The organism is Pseudomonas sp. GW821-FHT11D10 (genome assembly GCF_058808435.1).
Genome location: NZ_JBXARR010000001.1, coordinates 800,949 through 816,750 on the forward strand (window position 1 = coordinate 800,949; position 15,802 = coordinate 816,750).

The 15,802-nt window shown below is 61.0% G+C and carries 12 protein-coding genes and 2 riboswitches; of the genes, 4 read left to right on the forward strand and 8 right to left on the reverse strand.

The annotated features are described in order from the left end of the window. Position 1: 1 nt before the first annotated feature. Both AC1RT4_RS03830 and AC1RT4_RS03835 read right to left on the reverse strand, forming a co-directional pair. Complete coding sequence (locus AC1RT4_RS03830; RefSeq protein WP_007959510.1) at positions 2-496, reverse strand: DUF934 domain-containing protein; 495 nt, start codon at positions 494-496, stop codon at positions 2-4. After that, positions 480-2,138 carry a nitrite/sulfite reductase gene (locus AC1RT4_RS03835; RefSeq protein ID WP_493083637.1) on the reverse strand — a complete coding sequence of 553 codons (1,659 nt, stop codon included), beginning with the start codon at positions 2,136-2,138 and terminating at the stop codon, positions 480-482. The genes AC1RT4_RS03830 and AC1RT4_RS03835 overlap by 17 nt, the downstream gene beginning before the upstream one ends. 525 nt (positions 2,139-2,663) lie before the next feature. Between AC1RT4_RS03835 and AC1RT4_RS03840 the strand changes: the two genes are divergently transcribed. Beyond that, on the forward strand, positions 2,664-3,737 hold the full coding sequence (locus tag AC1RT4_RS03840) for an ABC transporter substrate-binding protein (RefSeq protein ID WP_493083639.1): 1,074 nt from the start codon (positions 2,664-2,666) through the stop codon (positions 3,735-3,737). A gap of 5 nt (positions 3,738-3,742) precedes the next feature. Here the strand turns inward: AC1RT4_RS03840 and AC1RT4_RS03845 are convergent, their stop codons facing one another. Together AC1RT4_RS03845 and metH are read right to left on the reverse strand one after the other, a co-directional pair. After that, on the reverse strand, positions 3,743-3,961 hold the full coding sequence (locus AC1RT4_RS03845) for a DUF2970 domain-containing protein (protein ID WP_007959515.1): 219 nt from the start codon (positions 3,959-3,961) through the stop codon (positions 3,743-3,745). A 123-nt stretch (positions 3,962-4,084) separates the two neighbouring features. Continuing rightward, positions 4,085-7,795 carry a methionine synthase gene (gene metH, locus AC1RT4_RS03850; protein ID WP_207982909.1) on the reverse strand — a complete coding sequence of 1,237 codons (3,711 nt, stop codon included), beginning with the start codon at positions 7,793-7,795 and terminating at the stop codon, positions 4,085-4,087. A gap of 158 nt (positions 7,796-7,953) precedes the next feature. Here metH and AC1RT4_RS03855 point away from each other — a divergent pair, with 158 nt between their 5' ends. From AC1RT4_RS03855 to nfuA, 3 genes are all read left to right on the forward strand, one after another. Further along, positions 7,954-10,248, forward strand: a complete 2,295-nt coding sequence (locus tag AC1RT4_RS03855; protein ID WP_493083642.1) for a fatty acid cis/trans isomerase — start codon at positions 7,954-7,956, stop codon at positions 10,246-10,248. Positions 10,249-10,307: 59 nt separating this feature from the next. Further along, the gene (locus AC1RT4_RS03860) at positions 10,308-11,309 is read left to right on the forward strand and encodes an acyltransferase family protein (protein ID WP_493083645.1); all 1,002 of its coding nucleotides are present in this window, start codon (positions 10,308-10,310) and stop codon (positions 11,307-11,309) included. Between the two features lie 91 nt (positions 11,310-11,400). After that, positions 11,401-11,985, forward strand: a complete 585-nt coding sequence (nfuA, locus tag AC1RT4_RS03865) for a Fe-S biogenesis protein NfuA (RefSeq protein WP_007959519.1) — start codon at positions 11,401-11,403, stop codon at positions 11,983-11,985. A 103-nt stretch (positions 11,986-12,088) separates the two neighbouring features. Here nfuA and cobM read toward each other — a convergent pair whose 3' ends face one another. The 4 genes from cobM to AC1RT4_RS03885 form a co-directional block, all read right to left on the reverse strand. Further along, positions 12,089-12,835 carry a precorrin-4 C(11)-methyltransferase gene (gene cobM, locus AC1RT4_RS03870; RefSeq protein WP_493083647.1) on the reverse strand — a complete coding sequence of 249 codons (747 nt, stop codon included), beginning with the start codon at positions 12,833-12,835 and terminating at the stop codon, positions 12,089-12,091. Between the two features lie 91 nt (positions 12,836-12,926). Continuing rightward, positions 12,927-13,340 (reverse strand): cobalamin biosynthesis protein, encoded by a 414-nt coding sequence (locus AC1RT4_RS03875; protein WP_011334491.1) that lies wholly within the window; start codon positions 13,338-13,340, stop codon positions 12,927-12,929. Then, complete coding sequence (locus AC1RT4_RS03880; protein ID WP_115078119.1) at positions 13,337-14,038, reverse strand: CbtA family protein; 702 nt, start codon at positions 14,036-14,038, stop codon at positions 13,337-13,339. Before AC1RT4_RS03880 ends, AC1RT4_RS03875 begins: the two co-directional genes overlap by 4 nt. 11 nt (positions 14,039-14,049) lie before the next feature. After that, positions 14,050-14,247, reverse strand: coding sequence for a CbtB domain-containing protein (locus tag AC1RT4_RS03885; RefSeq protein ID WP_007959524.1), 198 nt, complete (start codon positions 14,245-14,247; stop codon positions 14,050-14,052). Positions 14,248-14,369: 122 nt separating this feature from the next. Next, positions 14,370-14,591, reverse strand: a riboswitch (cobalamin riboswitch). A gap of 908 nt (positions 14,592-15,499) precedes the next feature. After that, positions 15,500-15,709: riboswitch (cobalamin riboswitch) on the forward strand. Positions 15,710-15,802 lie beyond the last annotated feature (93 nt).

Genomic DNA, 15,802 nt, shown 5'->3' on the forward strand with positions numbered 1-15,802 from the left:
GTCAACGACGACGGAACAGCGGCAGCGGTTCGTCAGTGGCGGCCTGATAGGTCACCGAGAAGTCCTTGAGGCTTTCAAGGGCGTCGTACGGGTCTTTGTCCGCGCGCAGGGCGAAGGCATCGAAACCGCAGCGGCGCATGTAGAACAGCTGGTCGCGCAGCACGTCGCCAATCGCCCGCAATTCGCCTTTGAAACCGTAACGGTCACGCAGCAGGCGGGCGTTGGAATAGTTGCGGCCATCGGTGAACGCCGGGAAGTTCAGGGCAATCACCTGGAACTCGTTCACGTCGTCACCGATTTCTTCGGCTTCTTCGTCGGCATCCAGCCACACACCCAGACCGCCATCGCGAGCCTTGAGCATGCGGGCGTGTTCACGCCACAGCTGCAGCGGGACGATCAGGTCGTCGCAGTTGCTGATTTCGTCGATGTTGAAATCCTTGGGCAGCAGGTGCCAGGTTTCGTCGACGACCTCGTTGTTCTTAATGATTCGCTGCATAGACGCGTTCCTTGAAGAGGTCGATGCCAATACGCTGGTAGGTGTCGATGAAGCGCTCGTCTTCGGTGCGCTGTTCCACGTACACGTCGATCAGTTTGGAGATCACGTCCGGCATGTCTTCCTGAGCGAAAGACGGGCCGAGGATCTTGCCCAGGCTGGCGTCACGGCTGGCGCTGCCGCCGAGCGAGACCTGGTAGAACTCTTCACCTTTCTTGTCCACACCCAGAATGCCGATGTGGCCGACGTGGTGGTGACCGCAGGCGTTCATGCAACCGGAGATGTTCAGGTCCAGTTCACCGATGTCGAACAGGTAGTCCAGGTCGTCGAAACGGCGCTGGATCGATTCGGCGATCGGGATCGACTTGGCGTTGGCCAGGGAGCAGAAATCACCGCCAGGGCAGCAGATGATGTCGGTCAGCAGGCCGATGTTCGGCGTGGCGAAACCACCTTCACGCAGCTCGCCCCACAGGGTGAACAGCTGGCTCTGCTCGACGTCGGCCAGAATGATGTTCTGTTCGTGGGAAGTGCGCAGTTGACCGAAGCTGTAGCGGTCGGCCAGGTCGGCGACAGCGTCGAGCTGCTTGTCGGTGATGTCGCCCGGCGCAACGCCGGTCGGCTTCAGGGACAGGGTCACGGCCACGTAGCCCGGCTTCTTGTGCGCCAGGGTGTTGCGGGTACGCCAGCGGGCGAAGCCCGGATGCTCTTTGTCGAGGGCGGCGAGTTCGGCGTCCTGACTGCTCAGTGCCTTGTAGTCCGGGTCGACGAAGTGTTTGGCGACGCGATGCACTTCGGCTTCGGTCAGCGTGGTCTGGCCCCCGCGCAGGTGTTCCATCTCGGCATCGACTTTCTGGGCGAAGACTTCCGGAGTCAGCGCCTTGACGAGGATCTTGATCCGCGCCTTGTATTTGTTGTCACGACGGCCGTAGCGGTTGTAGACCCGCAGGATCGCGTCGAGGTAGCTCAACAAGTCCTGCCATGGCAGGAATTCGTTGATGAACGCGCCGACCACCGGGGTACGACCCAGACCACCGCCGACCAGCACGCGGAAACCGAGTTCGCCAGCAGCGTTGTGCACGGGCTCAAGGCCGATGTCGTGGACTTCGATGGCCGCACGGTCGGAGGTCGAACCGTTGACGGCGATCTTGAACTTGCGCGGCAAGTAAGCGAATTCCGGGTGGAAGGTCGTCCACTGACGCACGATTTCGCACCACGGACGCGGATCGATCAGCTCATCGAACGCAACACCGGCGAACTGGTCGGTGGTGACGTTGCGCAGGCAGTTGCCGCTGGTCTGGATCGCGTGCATCTGCACGGTGGCCAACTCGGCGAGAATCTCCGGGATGTCTTCCAGCGCCGGCCAGTTGAACTGCACGTTCTGGCGGGTACTGATGTGGGCGTAGCCCTTGTCATAGTCGCGGGCGATTTTTGCCATCATGCGCATCTGACGCGAAGTCAGTTGGCCGTAAGGCACCGCCACGCGCAACATCGGCGCGAAACGCTGGATATACAGGCCATTTTGCAGGCGCAGGGGGCGGAATTCTTCTTCGCTCAGCTCACCTGCCAGATAGCGTCGGGTCTGATCACGGAACTGCTTGACGCGGTCCTCGATGATCCGCTGATCGTACTCGTCGTATACGTACATATAAGTCCTGTTCTCAGGCTTTGGCCACTCGGAAAACGCTGCGTTTTCGCTTGCTGGAGTCCGATGGTTCCTCTGCAATTCTGCGCGCACGGCCGCGCACTCCCTGACGGAGCCGGGGCAATATACCCGTTTGCAGTTATGCGCAAAAGTGATGTTTGAGTATATGGAAAGAACCAAATCGCCTAACGAGAATCGCTGTCAACTAACCCACATTTGTCGTGCGGACAATCATCGTCTTAACTGTGGTCGAGTCTTTCTGCAATCACCGATAAAACCGACAAGAGGCGATGCAATGAGCAACCCAACCAAGGCAAGGAAAAGCGATAGCAGTGTCGATGCATGGGCCATTCTGTTCCTGATCATTCTGGTCGTTGGAACCGCGGTGTTCTGGGTCAGCCATCAGTAAAACGACTCGTCCGGGCCCCGCTTGCGACGATTGTCGGACAAAAGGCGGGATCAAGCGCCAAAGGCCAGGCGATCAATGGCTATAATGCGCGGCCATTTTTCCTTGGGCCCGGATGATTCATGTTCAAGCTTCTTCACCTCAGCCTGCTGCTGTTCGGCGCGGTTTTCGGTACCTGCGCGCGTGCAGAGTCGGTGCTGTTCCTGAATCCGGGCTCGACGCAGGAAGCGTTCTGGGTCAGCTACTCGCAATTTATGCAGGCCGCCGCCCGGGATCTGGGGATTGACCTGCGCATCCTCTACGCCCAGCGCCAGCCGGAACTGACTCTGGCGCAGGCGCGACTGGCCTTGCAGGGCCCTGAGCGCCCGGATTATCTGGTGTTCGTCAACGAACAGTACGTGGCGCCGCAGATTCTGCGCATGGCCAACGACAGCGGCGTGAAGCTCTTTATCGTCAATTCGGCCCTGACGCCCAACCAGCAGGCGCTGGTGACCGACCGCGCGGATCGCATCGGCAGCCTGGTGCCCAACGACGAGGAGGGCGGCTATCTGATGATGAAGGAGCTGATTCGTCTGCATCCGGCTGTGGCGCCAGGCGAAAGCATCGACCTGCTGGCGTTTTCCGGCCTGAAGATCACGCCCTCGGCGCAGCTGCGCGAGAAGGGCATGCAACGGGCGCTGGCCGAACATCCTCAAGTGCGTTTGCGCCAACTGGTCTACGGCGGCTGGACGCAACAGCGGGCTTACGAGCAGGCGAAGCAATTGCTGGTTCGCTACCCGAACGTGTCACTGGTGTGGGCGGCCAACGATGAAATGGCCTTCGGTGCGATGCGCGCCGCGTCCGAGGTCGGCAAGGTGCCGGGCAAGGATGTGCTGTTCAGCGCGGTCAACACCTCGCCCGAAGCTTTGCAGGCCATGGTCGACGGTCGCTTGAGTGCCTTGCTCGGCGGGCATTTCACCCTCGGTGGCTGGGCGCTGGTCGAACTGCATGATCACGCGCAAGGCGTCGATCTGAATCAGTATGGCGGTCGTGACCGGCAGATTCCGCTGTTGCAACTGATCGACAAAGAACATGCCCGCCGAATGCTGGCCATGGGCATCTCACCGGACTACGGCGTGCACTTTCGCAAGCTCTCGGCGAAGGGCCGTCCGGTTTCGTATCGCTATCCGTTCAATCTGCAGACACTCATGCGCTGAGCGGATCAGACGCCCGCCAGGTGCACCACCAGTTGAACGATGCCAAACAGCGTCAGGGCGAACACTGCCGTGAACGCAATGCCCAAAAAGATGAAATGGCTGGGCTTGCCGTGGGTGAAGTCCCTTGCCCGGTTCTTGCCGCTTTGCACCCCGAACGCCGCCGCCATGACGCTGTGCAGCATCTGCCAGAAGGTCGGTGGCTTGTTGTCGACTGGATCGTCCATAAATCCCCCGTCTGCCGTGTGTGTCAGACAAGCATAGCCAACCGTTTTCAGGTCGCAGAAATACCTGCGGGAGCCAATTGGCTCCCACAGGGTGTCGCGCGTAGCTGACTTAGTTGTCGTAACTCAATTGTCGTAACCCAGGTTCGGCGCCAGCCAGCGCTCGGTCAGGCTCAGTTCCTGGCCTTTGCGCGAGGTGTAGCTCTGCACCTGATCCTTGTCGACCTTGCCTACGGCGAAGTACTGCGCCTGCGGATGGGCGAAGTACCAGCCGCTGACCGCTGCCGCCGGGAACATCGCGTAGTGCTCGGTCAGGAACACACCGCTGCGACCGGCGCGCATTTCCTGGGCCTCAGGGTCGAGCAGGGCGAACAGCGTGGCTTTCTCGGTGTGATCCGGGCACGCCGGGTAGCCGGGGGCAGGGCGGATGCCGGAGTACTGCTCTTTGATCAGCGCCTCGTTGTCGAGGACTTCATCCTTGGCGTAACCCCAGTGCTCTTTACGCACCTGCTGGTGCAGCCACTCGGCGCAGGCTTCGGCCAGACGGTCGGCCAGGGCCTTGACCATGATCGAGTTGTAATCGTCGCCAGCGTCCTGATAAGCCTTGGCCACTTCTTCAGCGCCGATGCCGGCGGTGGTGATGAAACCACCGACATAGTCGGTCACTTCGCTGTCCTTCGGCGCGACGAAGTCGGCCAGCGAGAAGTTCGGTTTGCCGTCGGTCTTGATGATCTGCTGACGCAGGTGATGCAGACGGGCCATTGGCTTGCCGTCATCGCCGTACAGCTCGATATCGTCATCGTGGACCTGATTGGCCGGCCAGAAGCCGAACACCGCACGGGCGCTGATCAGCTTCTCGTCGATCAGCTTGGTCAGCATCTCGCGGGCGTCCTTGTACAGCGAGGTCGCCGCTTCACCGACCACTTCGTCTTCGAGGATGCGCGGGAACTTGCCGGCCAGGTCCCAGGAGATGAAGAACGGCGTCCAGTCGATGTACTCGGCCAGTACGTTGAGGTCGATGTTGTCCAGTACGCGGGTGCCGGTGAAGGTCGGTTTGACCGGAGTGTAAGAGGCCCAGTCGAACTGCGGTTTTTTCGCGATCGAAGCCGCGTAGCTCAGGCGTTCGGTTCGGGCGCTGCGGTTGGCGGTGCGCTCGCGGACGTCGATGTACTCTTCGCGGGTCTTCTGGACGAAACCGGCTTTCAGTTCCTTGGACAGCAGCTGCGTCGCCACGCCCACGGCGCGGGAGGCGTCGGTCACGTAGACCACCGCGTCGTTGCTGTACTTCGGTTCGATCTTCACCGCCGTGTGCGCCTTGGAGGTGGTCGCGCCGCCGATCATCAGCGGCAGGTGGAAGTCCTGACGCTGCATCTCGCGGGCCACGTGGACCATTTCATCCAGCGACGGAGTGATCAGGCCGGACAGGCCGATGATGTCGCATTTCTGCTCTTTGGCCACCTGCAGGATCTTCTCGGCCGGCACCATCACGCCGAGGTCGACGATGTCATAGCCGTTGCAACCCAGCACCACGCCGACGATGTTCTTGCCGATGTCATGCACGTCGCCTTTTACCGTGGCCATGAGGATCTTGCCCTTGGCTTCCGGCTTGTCGCCTTTTTCCAGTTCGATGAACGGAATCAGGTGAGCTACGGCCTGTTTCATCACGCGGGCGGATTTCACCACCTGCGGCAGGAACATTTTGCCGGCACCGAACAGGTCACCGACGATGTTCATGCCGGACATCAGCGGGCCTTCGATCACTTCGATCGGGCGCGCGAACGACTGACGGGATTCTTCGGTGTCTTCGACGATGTGGGTGGTGATGCCCTTGACCAGCGCATGCTCCAGACGCTTATTGACGTCCCAGCTGCGCCATTCTTCGGTCTCGGCTTCCTTGACGCTGCCGTCGCCCTTGTACTTGTCGGCGATGGCGAGGAGGGCGTCGGTGCCTTCCGGCGTGCGGTTGAGGATCACGTCTTCAACAGCGTCGCGCAGTTCCTGCGGGATCTGGTCGTAGATCTCCAGCTGACCGGCGTTGACGATGCCCATGGTCAGGCCGGCGCGGATCGCGTACAGCAGGAACACCGAGTGAATCGCCTCGCGCACCGGGTTGTTGCCGCGGAACGAGAACGACACGTTGGACACACCGCCGGAGCTCAGGGCGTACGGCAGTTCGTCACGGATGTAGGCACAGGCGTTGATGAAGTCCACAGCGTAGTTGTTGTGTTCTTCGATGCCGGTGGCCACGGCGAAGATGTTCGGGTCGAAGATGATGTCTTCCGGCGGGAAGCCGACTTCGTTGACCAGAATGTCGTAGGAGCGTTTGCAGATTTCTTTCTTGCGCGCTTCGGTATCGGCCTGGCCGACTTCGTCGAACGCCATCACCACCACGGCGGCCCCGTAGCGTTTGCACAGTTTGGCGTGGTGGATGAACTGCTCGACGCCTTCTTTCATGCTGATCGAGTTGACGATGCCCTTGCCCTGAATGCACTTGAGGCCGGCTTCGATCACTTCCCACTTCGAGGAGTCGATCATGATCGGTACGCGGGAGATGTCCGGCTCGCCGGCAATCAGATTGAGGAAGGTCACCATGGCCTTCTTCGAATCGAGCATCCCTTCGTCCATGTTGATGTCGATCACCTGGGCGCCGGCCTCGACCTGCTGCAGGGCGACTTCCAGGGCTTCGGTGTAGTTGTCTTCACGGATCAGGCGGGCGAATTTCGCGGAACCGGTGATGTTGGTCCGCTCGCCGACGTTGACGAACAGCGAGCTGCGATCAATGGTGAACGGTTCCAGACCCGACAGGCGGCAGGCCTTCGGAATGTCCGGAATCTGCCGTGGCGCGTAGCCGGCGACGGCTTTGGCGATGGCTTCGATGTGGCCTGGGGTTGTACCGCAGCAACCGCCGACGATATTGAGGAAACCGCTCTGGGCGAATTCTTCGATGACTTTGGCGGTGTCCACCGGCAGCTCGTCGTACTCGCCGAATTCGTTCGGCAGGCCGGCGTTCGGGTGCGCCGATACGTGGGTGCTGGCCTTGTCCGACAGCTCTTCCAGGTACGGACGCAGTTCGCGGGCACCGAGGGCGCAGTTCAAACCGACCGAAATCGGTTTGGCGTGGGCCACGGAGTTCCAGAACGCTTCGGTGGTCTGGCCCGACAGGGTACGGCCGGAGGCGTCGGTGATGGTGCCGGAAATCATGATCGGCAATTCGAAGCCCAGCTCCTCGAACACGCCTTGCACGGCGAAGATCGCGGCTTTGGCGTTGAGGGTGTCGAAGATGGTTTCGATCAGGATCAGGTCGGCGCCGCCCTCGATCAGGCCTTTGGTGGCCTCGGTGTAGTTTTCCACCAGCTCATCGAAGGTGACGTTGCGATAGCCCGGGTTGTTGACGTCCGGCGACAGCGAGCAGGTGCGACTCGTAGGACCGAGCACGCCAGCGACGAAGCGCGGCTTGTCCGGGTTCTCGGCCGTCTTGGCGTCAGCGACCTTGCGTGCCAGCCGTGCGCCTTCTACGTTGAGTTCGTAGGCCAGTTCTTCCATGCCGTAGTCGGCCATGGAAATGCGGGTGGCGTTGAAGGTGTTGGTTTCCAGGATGTCGGCACCGGCATCCAGGTAGGCTTTTTCGATACCGCCGATCACGTCGGGACGGGTGATGACCAACAGGTCGTTGTTGCCCTTGACGTCGCTCGGCCAGTCGGCGAAGCGTTTGCCGCGATAATCCTGCTCTTCGAGCTTGTAGCTCTGGATCATCGTGCCCATGCCGCCGTCGAGAATCAGGATGCGCTCTTTGAGAGCTTGCTTGAGAGCTTGAAGGCGGACGCTGCGATCGGACATTGGGACTACTCGAAAAAGACCATGACGAAGGAGCGGGATCATAACAAACCTGTGCCGATTTAGAGCATGTGGCGCTTTTGCATGAATATCGCTCATGTTGGTACGGGCGTCATAACGGTAGAATCGCGGCGTTTTTATTCAGGATCAGGATCAGGGATATGTCGTACCGCGTCGTCAGCATGGTGTTGCTGTTTTTGAGCTTTGGCGCGGCGGCGCAAAGTCCTGCGATCTCGCCTTCCATTTCTTACACCCGCGATATCCAGCCGATCTTCACCGAGAAGTGCGTGGCCTGCCATGCGTGCTACGACTCTGCCTGTCAGTTGAACCTGGGCAGCGGCGAAGGCGCGGCCCGTGGCGCGAGCAAGATGCCGGTCTACGATGGCGAACGCACCCAGGCGGCACCGACCACGCGGCTGTTCTATGACGCCTTCGGCAAACGCGCCTGGCAGCAAAAAGACTTCTATTCGGTGCTCGATGCCCAGGGCAGTCAGGCGGCACTGATGGCGCGCATGCTGGAGCTGGGACACAAAACGCCGCTGACACCCAACGCCAAACTGCCGGAAGACATCGTGCTGGGCCTCAATCGCGAGAACCTGTGCGCGATGCCCGCCGAGTTCGACGGCTATGCCGGCGCCCACCCGAAAGAGGGCATGCCGTTGGCGGTGACCGGTCTGACCGATCAGCAATATCAGACGCTGCAACGCTGGCTTGCTTCCGGCGCGCCGATCGACGAGCAAGGCCTGGCGCCGAGCACCAAGGAAGCGCTGCAGATCGTCCAGTGGGAAAACCTGCTCAACCAGCCCGGCGCGCGGGAGAGTCTGGTCGGGCGCTGGCTGTATGAGCACTGGTTCCTGGCGCACATCTATTTCAAGGACGGCGAGCCGGGGCATTACTTCCAGTGGGTGCGTTCGCGCACGCCGACCGGCCAGCCGATCGATCTGATCGCTACGCGCCGCCCGAACGACGATCCGGGCACTCAGGTGTATTACCGCCTGTGGCCGGTGCAGGGCGTGATCGTGCACAAGACCCACATCACTTATCCGCTGAGCGCGGCGAAGATGGCGCGGGTCAAAAGTCTTTTCTACAACGGCAACTGGCAGGTCAACGCCTTGCCGGGCTACGGGCCGCAGAGCCGGGCCAACCCGTTCGCGACCTTCGAGGCGATCCCGGCGCAGGCGCGTTACCAGTTCATGCTCGATAACGCCGAATACTTCGTGCGCACGTTCATTCGCGGCCCGGTTTGCCGTGGGCAGATCGCGACCGACGTGATCCGCGACAACTTCTGGGCGCTGTTCCAGGCCCCGGAACACGACCTGTACATCACCGACCCGAACTATCGCGGCCAGGCCACGCCGTTGCTGGCGATGCCGGGGCAGAACGACGATGTCGGCAGCGTCCTGAGCCTGTGGCACAACTACCGCAACAAGCGCAACAAATACGAAGCCCTGCGCCGTGACAGCTATGCCGACTTGCCGGCGCCGAGCTGGTCGACCCTGTGGGCCGGCAACGACAACGCCTTGCTCAGCATCTTCCGCCACTTCGACAGCGCTTCGGTGACCAAAGGCCTGATCGGCGAAGTGCCGCAGACCATGTGGCTGTTCGACTACCCGCTGCTGGAGCGTACCTATTACCAGTTGGCGGTGAATTTCGATGTGTTCGGCAACGTCTCCCATCAGGCGCAAACGCGCCTGTATTTCGACCTGATCCGCAACGGCGCCGAGCAGAACTTCCTGCGTCTGATGCCCGCCGATTCCCGTGAGGGTTACCTCGACGATTGGTACCAGAGCAGCGGCCAGTTCAAGATGTGGCTCGATTACGAAGCCATCGATGACGACAAGCCGACCGCGCTGAAACTCGACGAGAAAGACCCGAAACACGATTTCGCCATGCAATTGCTGGCGCGCTACGGCGACCTCAACGCGCGTCCGGATCCGATCAACCGTTGCGAAGATGCCTATTGCTCGCGCCCGAACATCGACCCGACCCTGCAGAACGCCGAACAGGCGCTGAGTCGCCTGACTTCGCGCCCGGCAGCCGGCCTGAAAGTGATCGATCAATTGCCGGAAGCGACGATGCTGCGGGTCGAAACCCGCAGCGGCAAACGCGAGGTCTACAGCCTGCTGCGCAACCGTGCGCACAGCAACGTGGCGTTCCTGCTCGGTGAATCGCTACGCTATCAACCGGGGCTGGACACGCTGACGATCTATCCGGGCGTGCTCAGCAGCTACCCGAATTTCATGTTCAACATCCCGGCGGATCAGGTGCCGGCGTTTGTCGACGCCATGGAGAGTGCAAAGGACGCGGCGCAGTTCGAGAAAATCGTCGAACGCTGGGGTATTCGCCGCAGTCATCCGCAGTTCTGGTTCTATTTCCATGATTTGAGCCAGTACATCCACGAAACCGATCCGGTGGAAGAGGGCGTGCTGGACATGAACCGGTACGAGAATCTTTGATCGTTTGAGCGATGGCGGTTGTCCCAATCCTGTGAAGTACGGGATCGGGAGCGCCATCGATGTTGATTTCAGTGCAGGCCCTGCGAGCGCTCGCCGCGTGGGCGGTGGTCTGCCATCACTTCATGCAGATTTTCTTCGACTTCGAGGCGCGCGGGCCGATAGGGCAGCTGTTCATCGACAAGGGCGCCGTGGGCGTCGATATCTTTTTCGTGATCAGCGGGCTGGTGATTTTCCTGTCCACCGAAGGCAAGGCGCTGCCGCCGGCGCGGTTTCTGCTGTATCGACTGTTTCGGATTGTTCCGGCGTATTGGCTCTACACGGTGCTGATGGCGTTGCTGGTGGTGTTCGCCCGGCCGTTGCTGCCGGATCAGACGGTGGACTGGAGTCATTTGCTGCTGTCGCTGCTGTTTATCCCGACCGAAAACCCCGGCGGCTACGGGATCTACCCGACCCTGAATGTCGGCTGGACCCTGAATTACGAAATGCTGTTTTACGTGCTGTTCGCCTGGGCGCTGTTGTTCCGGCTGCAAGTCCGCTTGCTGGTGGTCGCGGCGCTGCTGTTTGCGGTGTGCCAGGCCTGGACCGGGTTTGGCTGGGTCAGCGAGTTTTATCGCTCGGACATCGTTTATGAGTTCCTGCTGGGGATCGGCATCGGCATGCTCTACCGTCGCGGCTGGATCGGACCGGCGCTCTGGCTGCCCTTATTGGGGATCGGTGCGGCGTTGCTGGCGATCTATCATCTGCCGCCGGAACCCCGATTGCTGAACTGGGGCGTGCCCAGTGCGGTGCTGGTCATGGCCAGCATGGCGCTCGAACGTTATGTCGAACGCAACAGGCTGCTCAAGCTGCTGGGTGACTGTTCGTACTCGGTGTATCTGATGCATGTGCTGGTGCTGTCGGCCGGCGGTTATCTGGCCCGACGCTACGGGATCAACCCGTATTTGATGTTTGTCGTCTGTGCGCTGGCCATCGCTATCGGTTCGTGGCTGAGCTACGAATGGGTGGAAAAACGCAGTTATCAATGGCTTAAAGCGCGGATTGACGGCGAACCTGGCGCCTAGCCGATTTGCGAACTATTCCTACGTAAATACTAGGACTTTGTGCCGCGCGCCGATTGGCGTAAACTCCGCCTCAAGCCTGCGAGGAGTCTCCATGACCGCTATTACCATTACCGACGCCGCCCATGATTACCTGGCCGATCTGCTCTCCAAGCAGAACACCCCGGGCATCGGCATCCGCGTTTTCATCACCCAGCCTGGCACCCAGTACGCCGAAACCTGCATTGCCTACTGCAAGCCGGGCGAAGAGAAACCTGAAGACACGGCGCTGGGGCTGAAAAGCTTCACCGCTTACATCGACTCGTTCAGCGAAGCGTTCCTCGATGATGCCGTCGTCGACTACGCCACCGACCGCATGGGCGGCCAGCTGACCATCAAGGCGCCAAACGCCAAAGTCCCGATGGTCAACGCCGACAGCCCGATCAACGAGCGCATCAACTACTACCTGCAAACCGAAATCAACCCGGGGCTGGCCAGCCACGGCGGTCAGGTCAGCCTGATCGATGTGGTTGAAGACGGCATTGCCGTACTGCAGTTCGGCGGCGGTTGCCAGGGCTGCGGCCAGGCGGACGTGACCCTGAAGGAAGGCATCGAGCGCACCCTGCTCGAGCGCATTCCGGAACTCAAGGGCGTTCGCGACGTGACCGACCACACGCAGAAAGAAAACGCCTACTACTAAGGTGTTCGCTGCGGCATGAAAAACGGCGCCCCGTGAGCGCCGTTTTTTTTGATCGTTCCCACGCTCTGCGTGGGAATGCAGCCCGGGACGCTCCGCGTCCCATTCACGGTCGATAAAGGTGCGCGTGCCCGGCGCGATACAGCGACGACTCACTGAAATGATCGCTGCCCAACACCCGCCCGACCAGAATCAACGCCGTACGCCGAAACCCCTTGGCCGCCACCTTCTCGGCAATATCCTCCAGCGTCCCGACCACCCAGTCCTGATCCGGCCACGTCGCCCGGTGAATCACCGCAATCGGGCAATCCGCACCGTAATGCGGCAGCAGTTCGGCAATGATTTTCTCCAGATGATTGACCCCCAGATGAATCGCCATGGTCGCCCCGTGCTGCGCCAGACTGCCGAGTTCCTCGCCGGCAGGCATCGCCGTCTTGTCCGCATAACGGGTGAGGATCACGCTTTGCGAGATGTCCGGCAGCGTAAGTTCAGCGCCCAACAGCGCGGCGCACGCGGCGGTAGCGGTCACGCCGGGAATGATTTCGAACGGGATACCCAACTCGCGCAGATAACGAATCTGCTCACCAATGGCGCCATACAGGCTTGGATCCCCCGAATGCACCCGCGCCACATCCTGGCCTTTGGCGTGGGCGGTCTTGATCAGGTCGATGATCTGTTCCAGGTGCAGCTCTGCGCTGTTGACCACGGTTTCAGCGCAATGACCTTCCAGCACCGCCGTCGGCACCAGCGAACCTGCGTAGATGATCACCGGGCAGCTGCGGATCAGCCGCTGGCCTTTGACAGTGATCAATTCCGGGTCGCCGGGGCCGGCGCCGATGAAGTAAACGGTCATCGTTGGATCCTGTAAAAAAGGGGCAGGGCAGTGCTTCACAAGCCCTTCAGATGAAGAATGCTCATGATCGAAAGCGGGGATTATCGGGAATTTACGCCGCGCCGGCCAATGCCAGAGTTGCTTGAGCGTACTTTTGCCGCGAAATCAGCAGTTTTGCCGGGCCGCTGATCAACTGTTCGGCGAGCGCCAGCGCGGCACTTTCCGCTACGCCATAACAGCCGGTGCGTTCGAAGGCGATCTGTGAATGATGACTCAAACGTTGCTGATAACTGGCCAGTTCCTCGCTGCTGAAATACAGCAACGGCAGCGCCAGTTGGGCGGCGAGTTCCTGCAAACCGGGTTCGTCGCGCTTGAGGTCGATACTGGCGAGCGCCTTGACCTTCTCAAGATCAATTCGATGCGCCTGCAACGCCTGGTCAAGCAATGCACGCAGCGTGCTGGCCGGGCAGCCGCGCTGGCAGCCCAGGCCGACCACGAAGGTCGGCGCTGCGCTGTCATCGGTCATGCGTGGTACTGACCTTCGCTTTTGCGGCGGAACAACCAGGCGCTGATCAGGCCCAGGGCCAGCCAGAACGCGACGTTGGTCAGCTGCGAAGCGATTTTGAACTGAGCTTCGAGGGCTTCCGGGGCGAGCATCGAATGCACTTCCGGTTGTGGCGCGCCGATCACGTGCGGCACGGCAAGGATCGCCACGCCGAGGATCTTCATCAGCCAGTTACGGCTGAACGCGATCAAGGCCAGGCCGACAGCGGTGGAGGCGGCAGTGCCGATCCACCACATCTGACGCGAGGCCAGATCCGCGGCAGCAGTGCCCGGCAGTTCAGGTGGCAGGCCCATGGTCGGGGCGAGTACGAAGGTCGCATAACCGGCCAGCCCCCAGAGCAGGCCTTGCGAGGTTTTGGTCGGCGCACGCAGGGTGTACAGACCCGCCAGCATCAGGGCAAAACCCACGGCTACGACCAGATTGCCGCCGGTGGTGGACACCACGCGCTGCCAACCGTCTTCCGGCTCCCAGGCTTCGGCATCGTGGGTGTGGGCGGCGGTGCCGGCAGCGTGTTCGTGAACTTCGGCCACCGGCTCGGCTTTCTCGAAGGTTTCGGCCTGCAGAATCAGCGGCGAAACCCAGAAGCTTTGCAGCAACGTCAGGAGCAGGGCGGCCAGAAGGCCGGTGAAACCTGCGGTCTGCGCAATACGCTTGATCATGTCGTCAGGTCTCAGTGGCACGGGAACGCGGCGCTGTGGCGGGTATCGTGGGCGGCGTTGTGCACCGCTTCGATGTGCGAGAAACCGGCGAAATACACGAGGCACGCACCGAGGATCGACGCGCAGACGGCGGCGGTCAGGCGTTGGCTCAGGGTGGTAGTGCTGGAGATCTTGTCCGAATTGCTGCCGGTGCTGCTGATGATCGACATGGCGCTTCCCTCTGGAGTGTCAGCGGGTGAATTGAGCGCATGAAAACCCCTGCGGCCGGGCACGCAGAGGTTCGAACAGCGCCCGCCCACCGCGGGTTTGTTATGTTCAGTGGCGCAAGGATGCGCACTGTGTGTTGCGGGCCGGTCTCCGGGCTCACGAGGGGTTGGCGTCTGGCCGACCTGCAAGCGTCACCTTCCCATGCCTGTGGGCACAGTGGATCTGACGCTTCGCTCGCTTACCGTTGCGGGGGCAGCACCGGACTGACATGGCTTTAGAGTAAAGCACATGATTCACCGGTTTCCCGTTTCACCCTGTGAAGGGCACCCGTAACAAGTTGTGTAGGAGACCATGGGTTGGGGATTTTAGTCAATTTTGTGGGCAGATCCGTTGCTGCGGTAACGGCCACTTAGGGTTCCGCCCTTACGGCGGGTCACTTTTGGCAAACGCCCCAAAAGTAACCAAAAGGTCTTTAACCCTGACGTACGGCCCCTCGCTGAGGCTCGGGGTTCCTTCGCTCCGGGATCGATCCGGGGGCATCGCCTACGGTTTGCTTCGCTGCACCTCCTCTCGATGCATGCGGCTGCGCCGCACGGTCGCTGCGCTCCCACCCCCGGATCAATCCCTCCACTCAGCCTGCCGACGGGCCCTGCGATCAAAAGCTTTACTCGAGCTAACGCTCATCGTTTTGAGTGGGGGGAGCAGGGCGTGTTCGGCTTTGGTTTTGTGGTGGGGTTACCCCTCACCCCAGCCCTCTCCCCTAGGAGAGGGAGCCGATTTGTGGGCTTTTCAAAACTTGAGTTCGACGCGGTATCGCACGTCGGCGAACCTCTCCCAAACCACTCGATCAGTTCCCTCTCCCTCCGGGAGAGGGCTAGGGTGAGGGAGCTCTTGATCTGGCTTTTGCTCTGGCTTTTGCTCTGGCTCTGGCTCTTGATTTTTTGCCCCTTCGGCAGGCCGAGCGGAGGTGTTCATCAGGGGGTAGGCGCGCAGCGCCGTGCGGCGAAGCCGCATACATCGAGAGGAGGTGCAGCGAAGCAAACCGTAGGCGATGCCCCCTGATGGACACCGTAGCGAGGGAACACTGAGCCTAGGCGAAGTGCCGTACGCCGGGGCAAAAGCCTTTTGGTTCCTTTTTGGCGTTTGAAAAAGGGACTCGCTGTAAGAGCGAAACCGCCAGCGGCAGCACCCGAAGCAACGGATATGCCCCCAATCCCAAAATCCACCAACCATTGACCCATCACGAACCCATGCGTAGCCTTGCGCTTTCGAGGTTCTTCGGCCCACGCCGAAGCTAAGAAGGGAACGCGGTCCAAGCCGCGGCTGCCCCCGCAACTGTGAACGGTGCTGTTCGCTGCCACGCCACTGCCAACTCAATCCAGAGCCAGCGGGAAGGCGCAGCGAATACCGGGCCAAGACCCGAACACCGTCAGCCAGGAGACCTGCCTCGTCACAGATTCTCACTTTCAACCGGGCGGGGTGATCCGGTGGCGAACTCTCCAGGCACGCACCCGCGTCGCCGGTCTCGTCCCGTATGCCCGCCACCTTGCCAAAGGG

Coding starts and splice junctions, on each gene's coding strand:
- AC1RT4_RS03830 (WP_007959510.1), bottom strand. CDS start 496: ATGCAGCGAATCATTAAGAACAACGAGGTCGTCGACGAAACCTGGCAC.
- AC1RT4_RS03835 (WP_493083637.1), bottom strand. CDS start 2,138: ATGTACGTATACGACGAGTACGATCAGCGGATCATCGAGGACCGCGTC.
- AC1RT4_RS03840 (WP_493083639.1), top strand. CDS start 2,664: ATGTTCAAGCTTCTTCACCTCAGCCTGCTGCTGTTCGGCGCGGTTTTC.
- AC1RT4_RS03845 (WP_007959515.1), bottom strand. CDS start 3,961: ATGGACGATCCAGTCGACAACAAGCCACCGACCTTCTGGCAGATGCTG.
- metH (WP_207982909.1), bottom strand. CDS start 7,795: ATGTCCGATCGCAGCGTCCGCCTTCAAGCTCTCAAGCAAGCTCTCAAA.
- AC1RT4_RS03855 (WP_493083642.1), top strand. CDS start 7,954: ATGTCGTACCGCGTCGTCAGCATGGTGTTGCTGTTTTTGAGCTTTGGC.
- AC1RT4_RS03860 (WP_493083645.1), top strand. CDS start 10,308: ATGTTGATTTCAGTGCAGGCCCTGCGAGCGCTCGCCGCGTGGGCGGTG.
- nfuA (WP_007959519.1), top strand. CDS start 11,401: ATGACCGCTATTACCATTACCGACGCCGCCCATGATTACCTGGCCGAT.
- cobM (WP_493083647.1), bottom strand. CDS start 12,835: ATGACCGTTTACTTCATCGGCGCCGGCCCCGGCGACCCGGAATTGATC.
- AC1RT4_RS03875 (WP_011334491.1), bottom strand. CDS start 13,340: ATGACCGATGACAGCGCAGCGCCGACCTTCGTGGTCGGCCTGGGCTGC.
- AC1RT4_RS03880 (WP_115078119.1), bottom strand. CDS start 14,038: ATGATCAAGCGTATTGCGCAGACCGCAGGTTTCACCGGCCTTCTGGCC.
- AC1RT4_RS03885 (WP_007959524.1), bottom strand. CDS start 14,247: ATGTCGATCATCAGCAGCACCGGCAGCAATTCGGACAAGATCTCCAGC.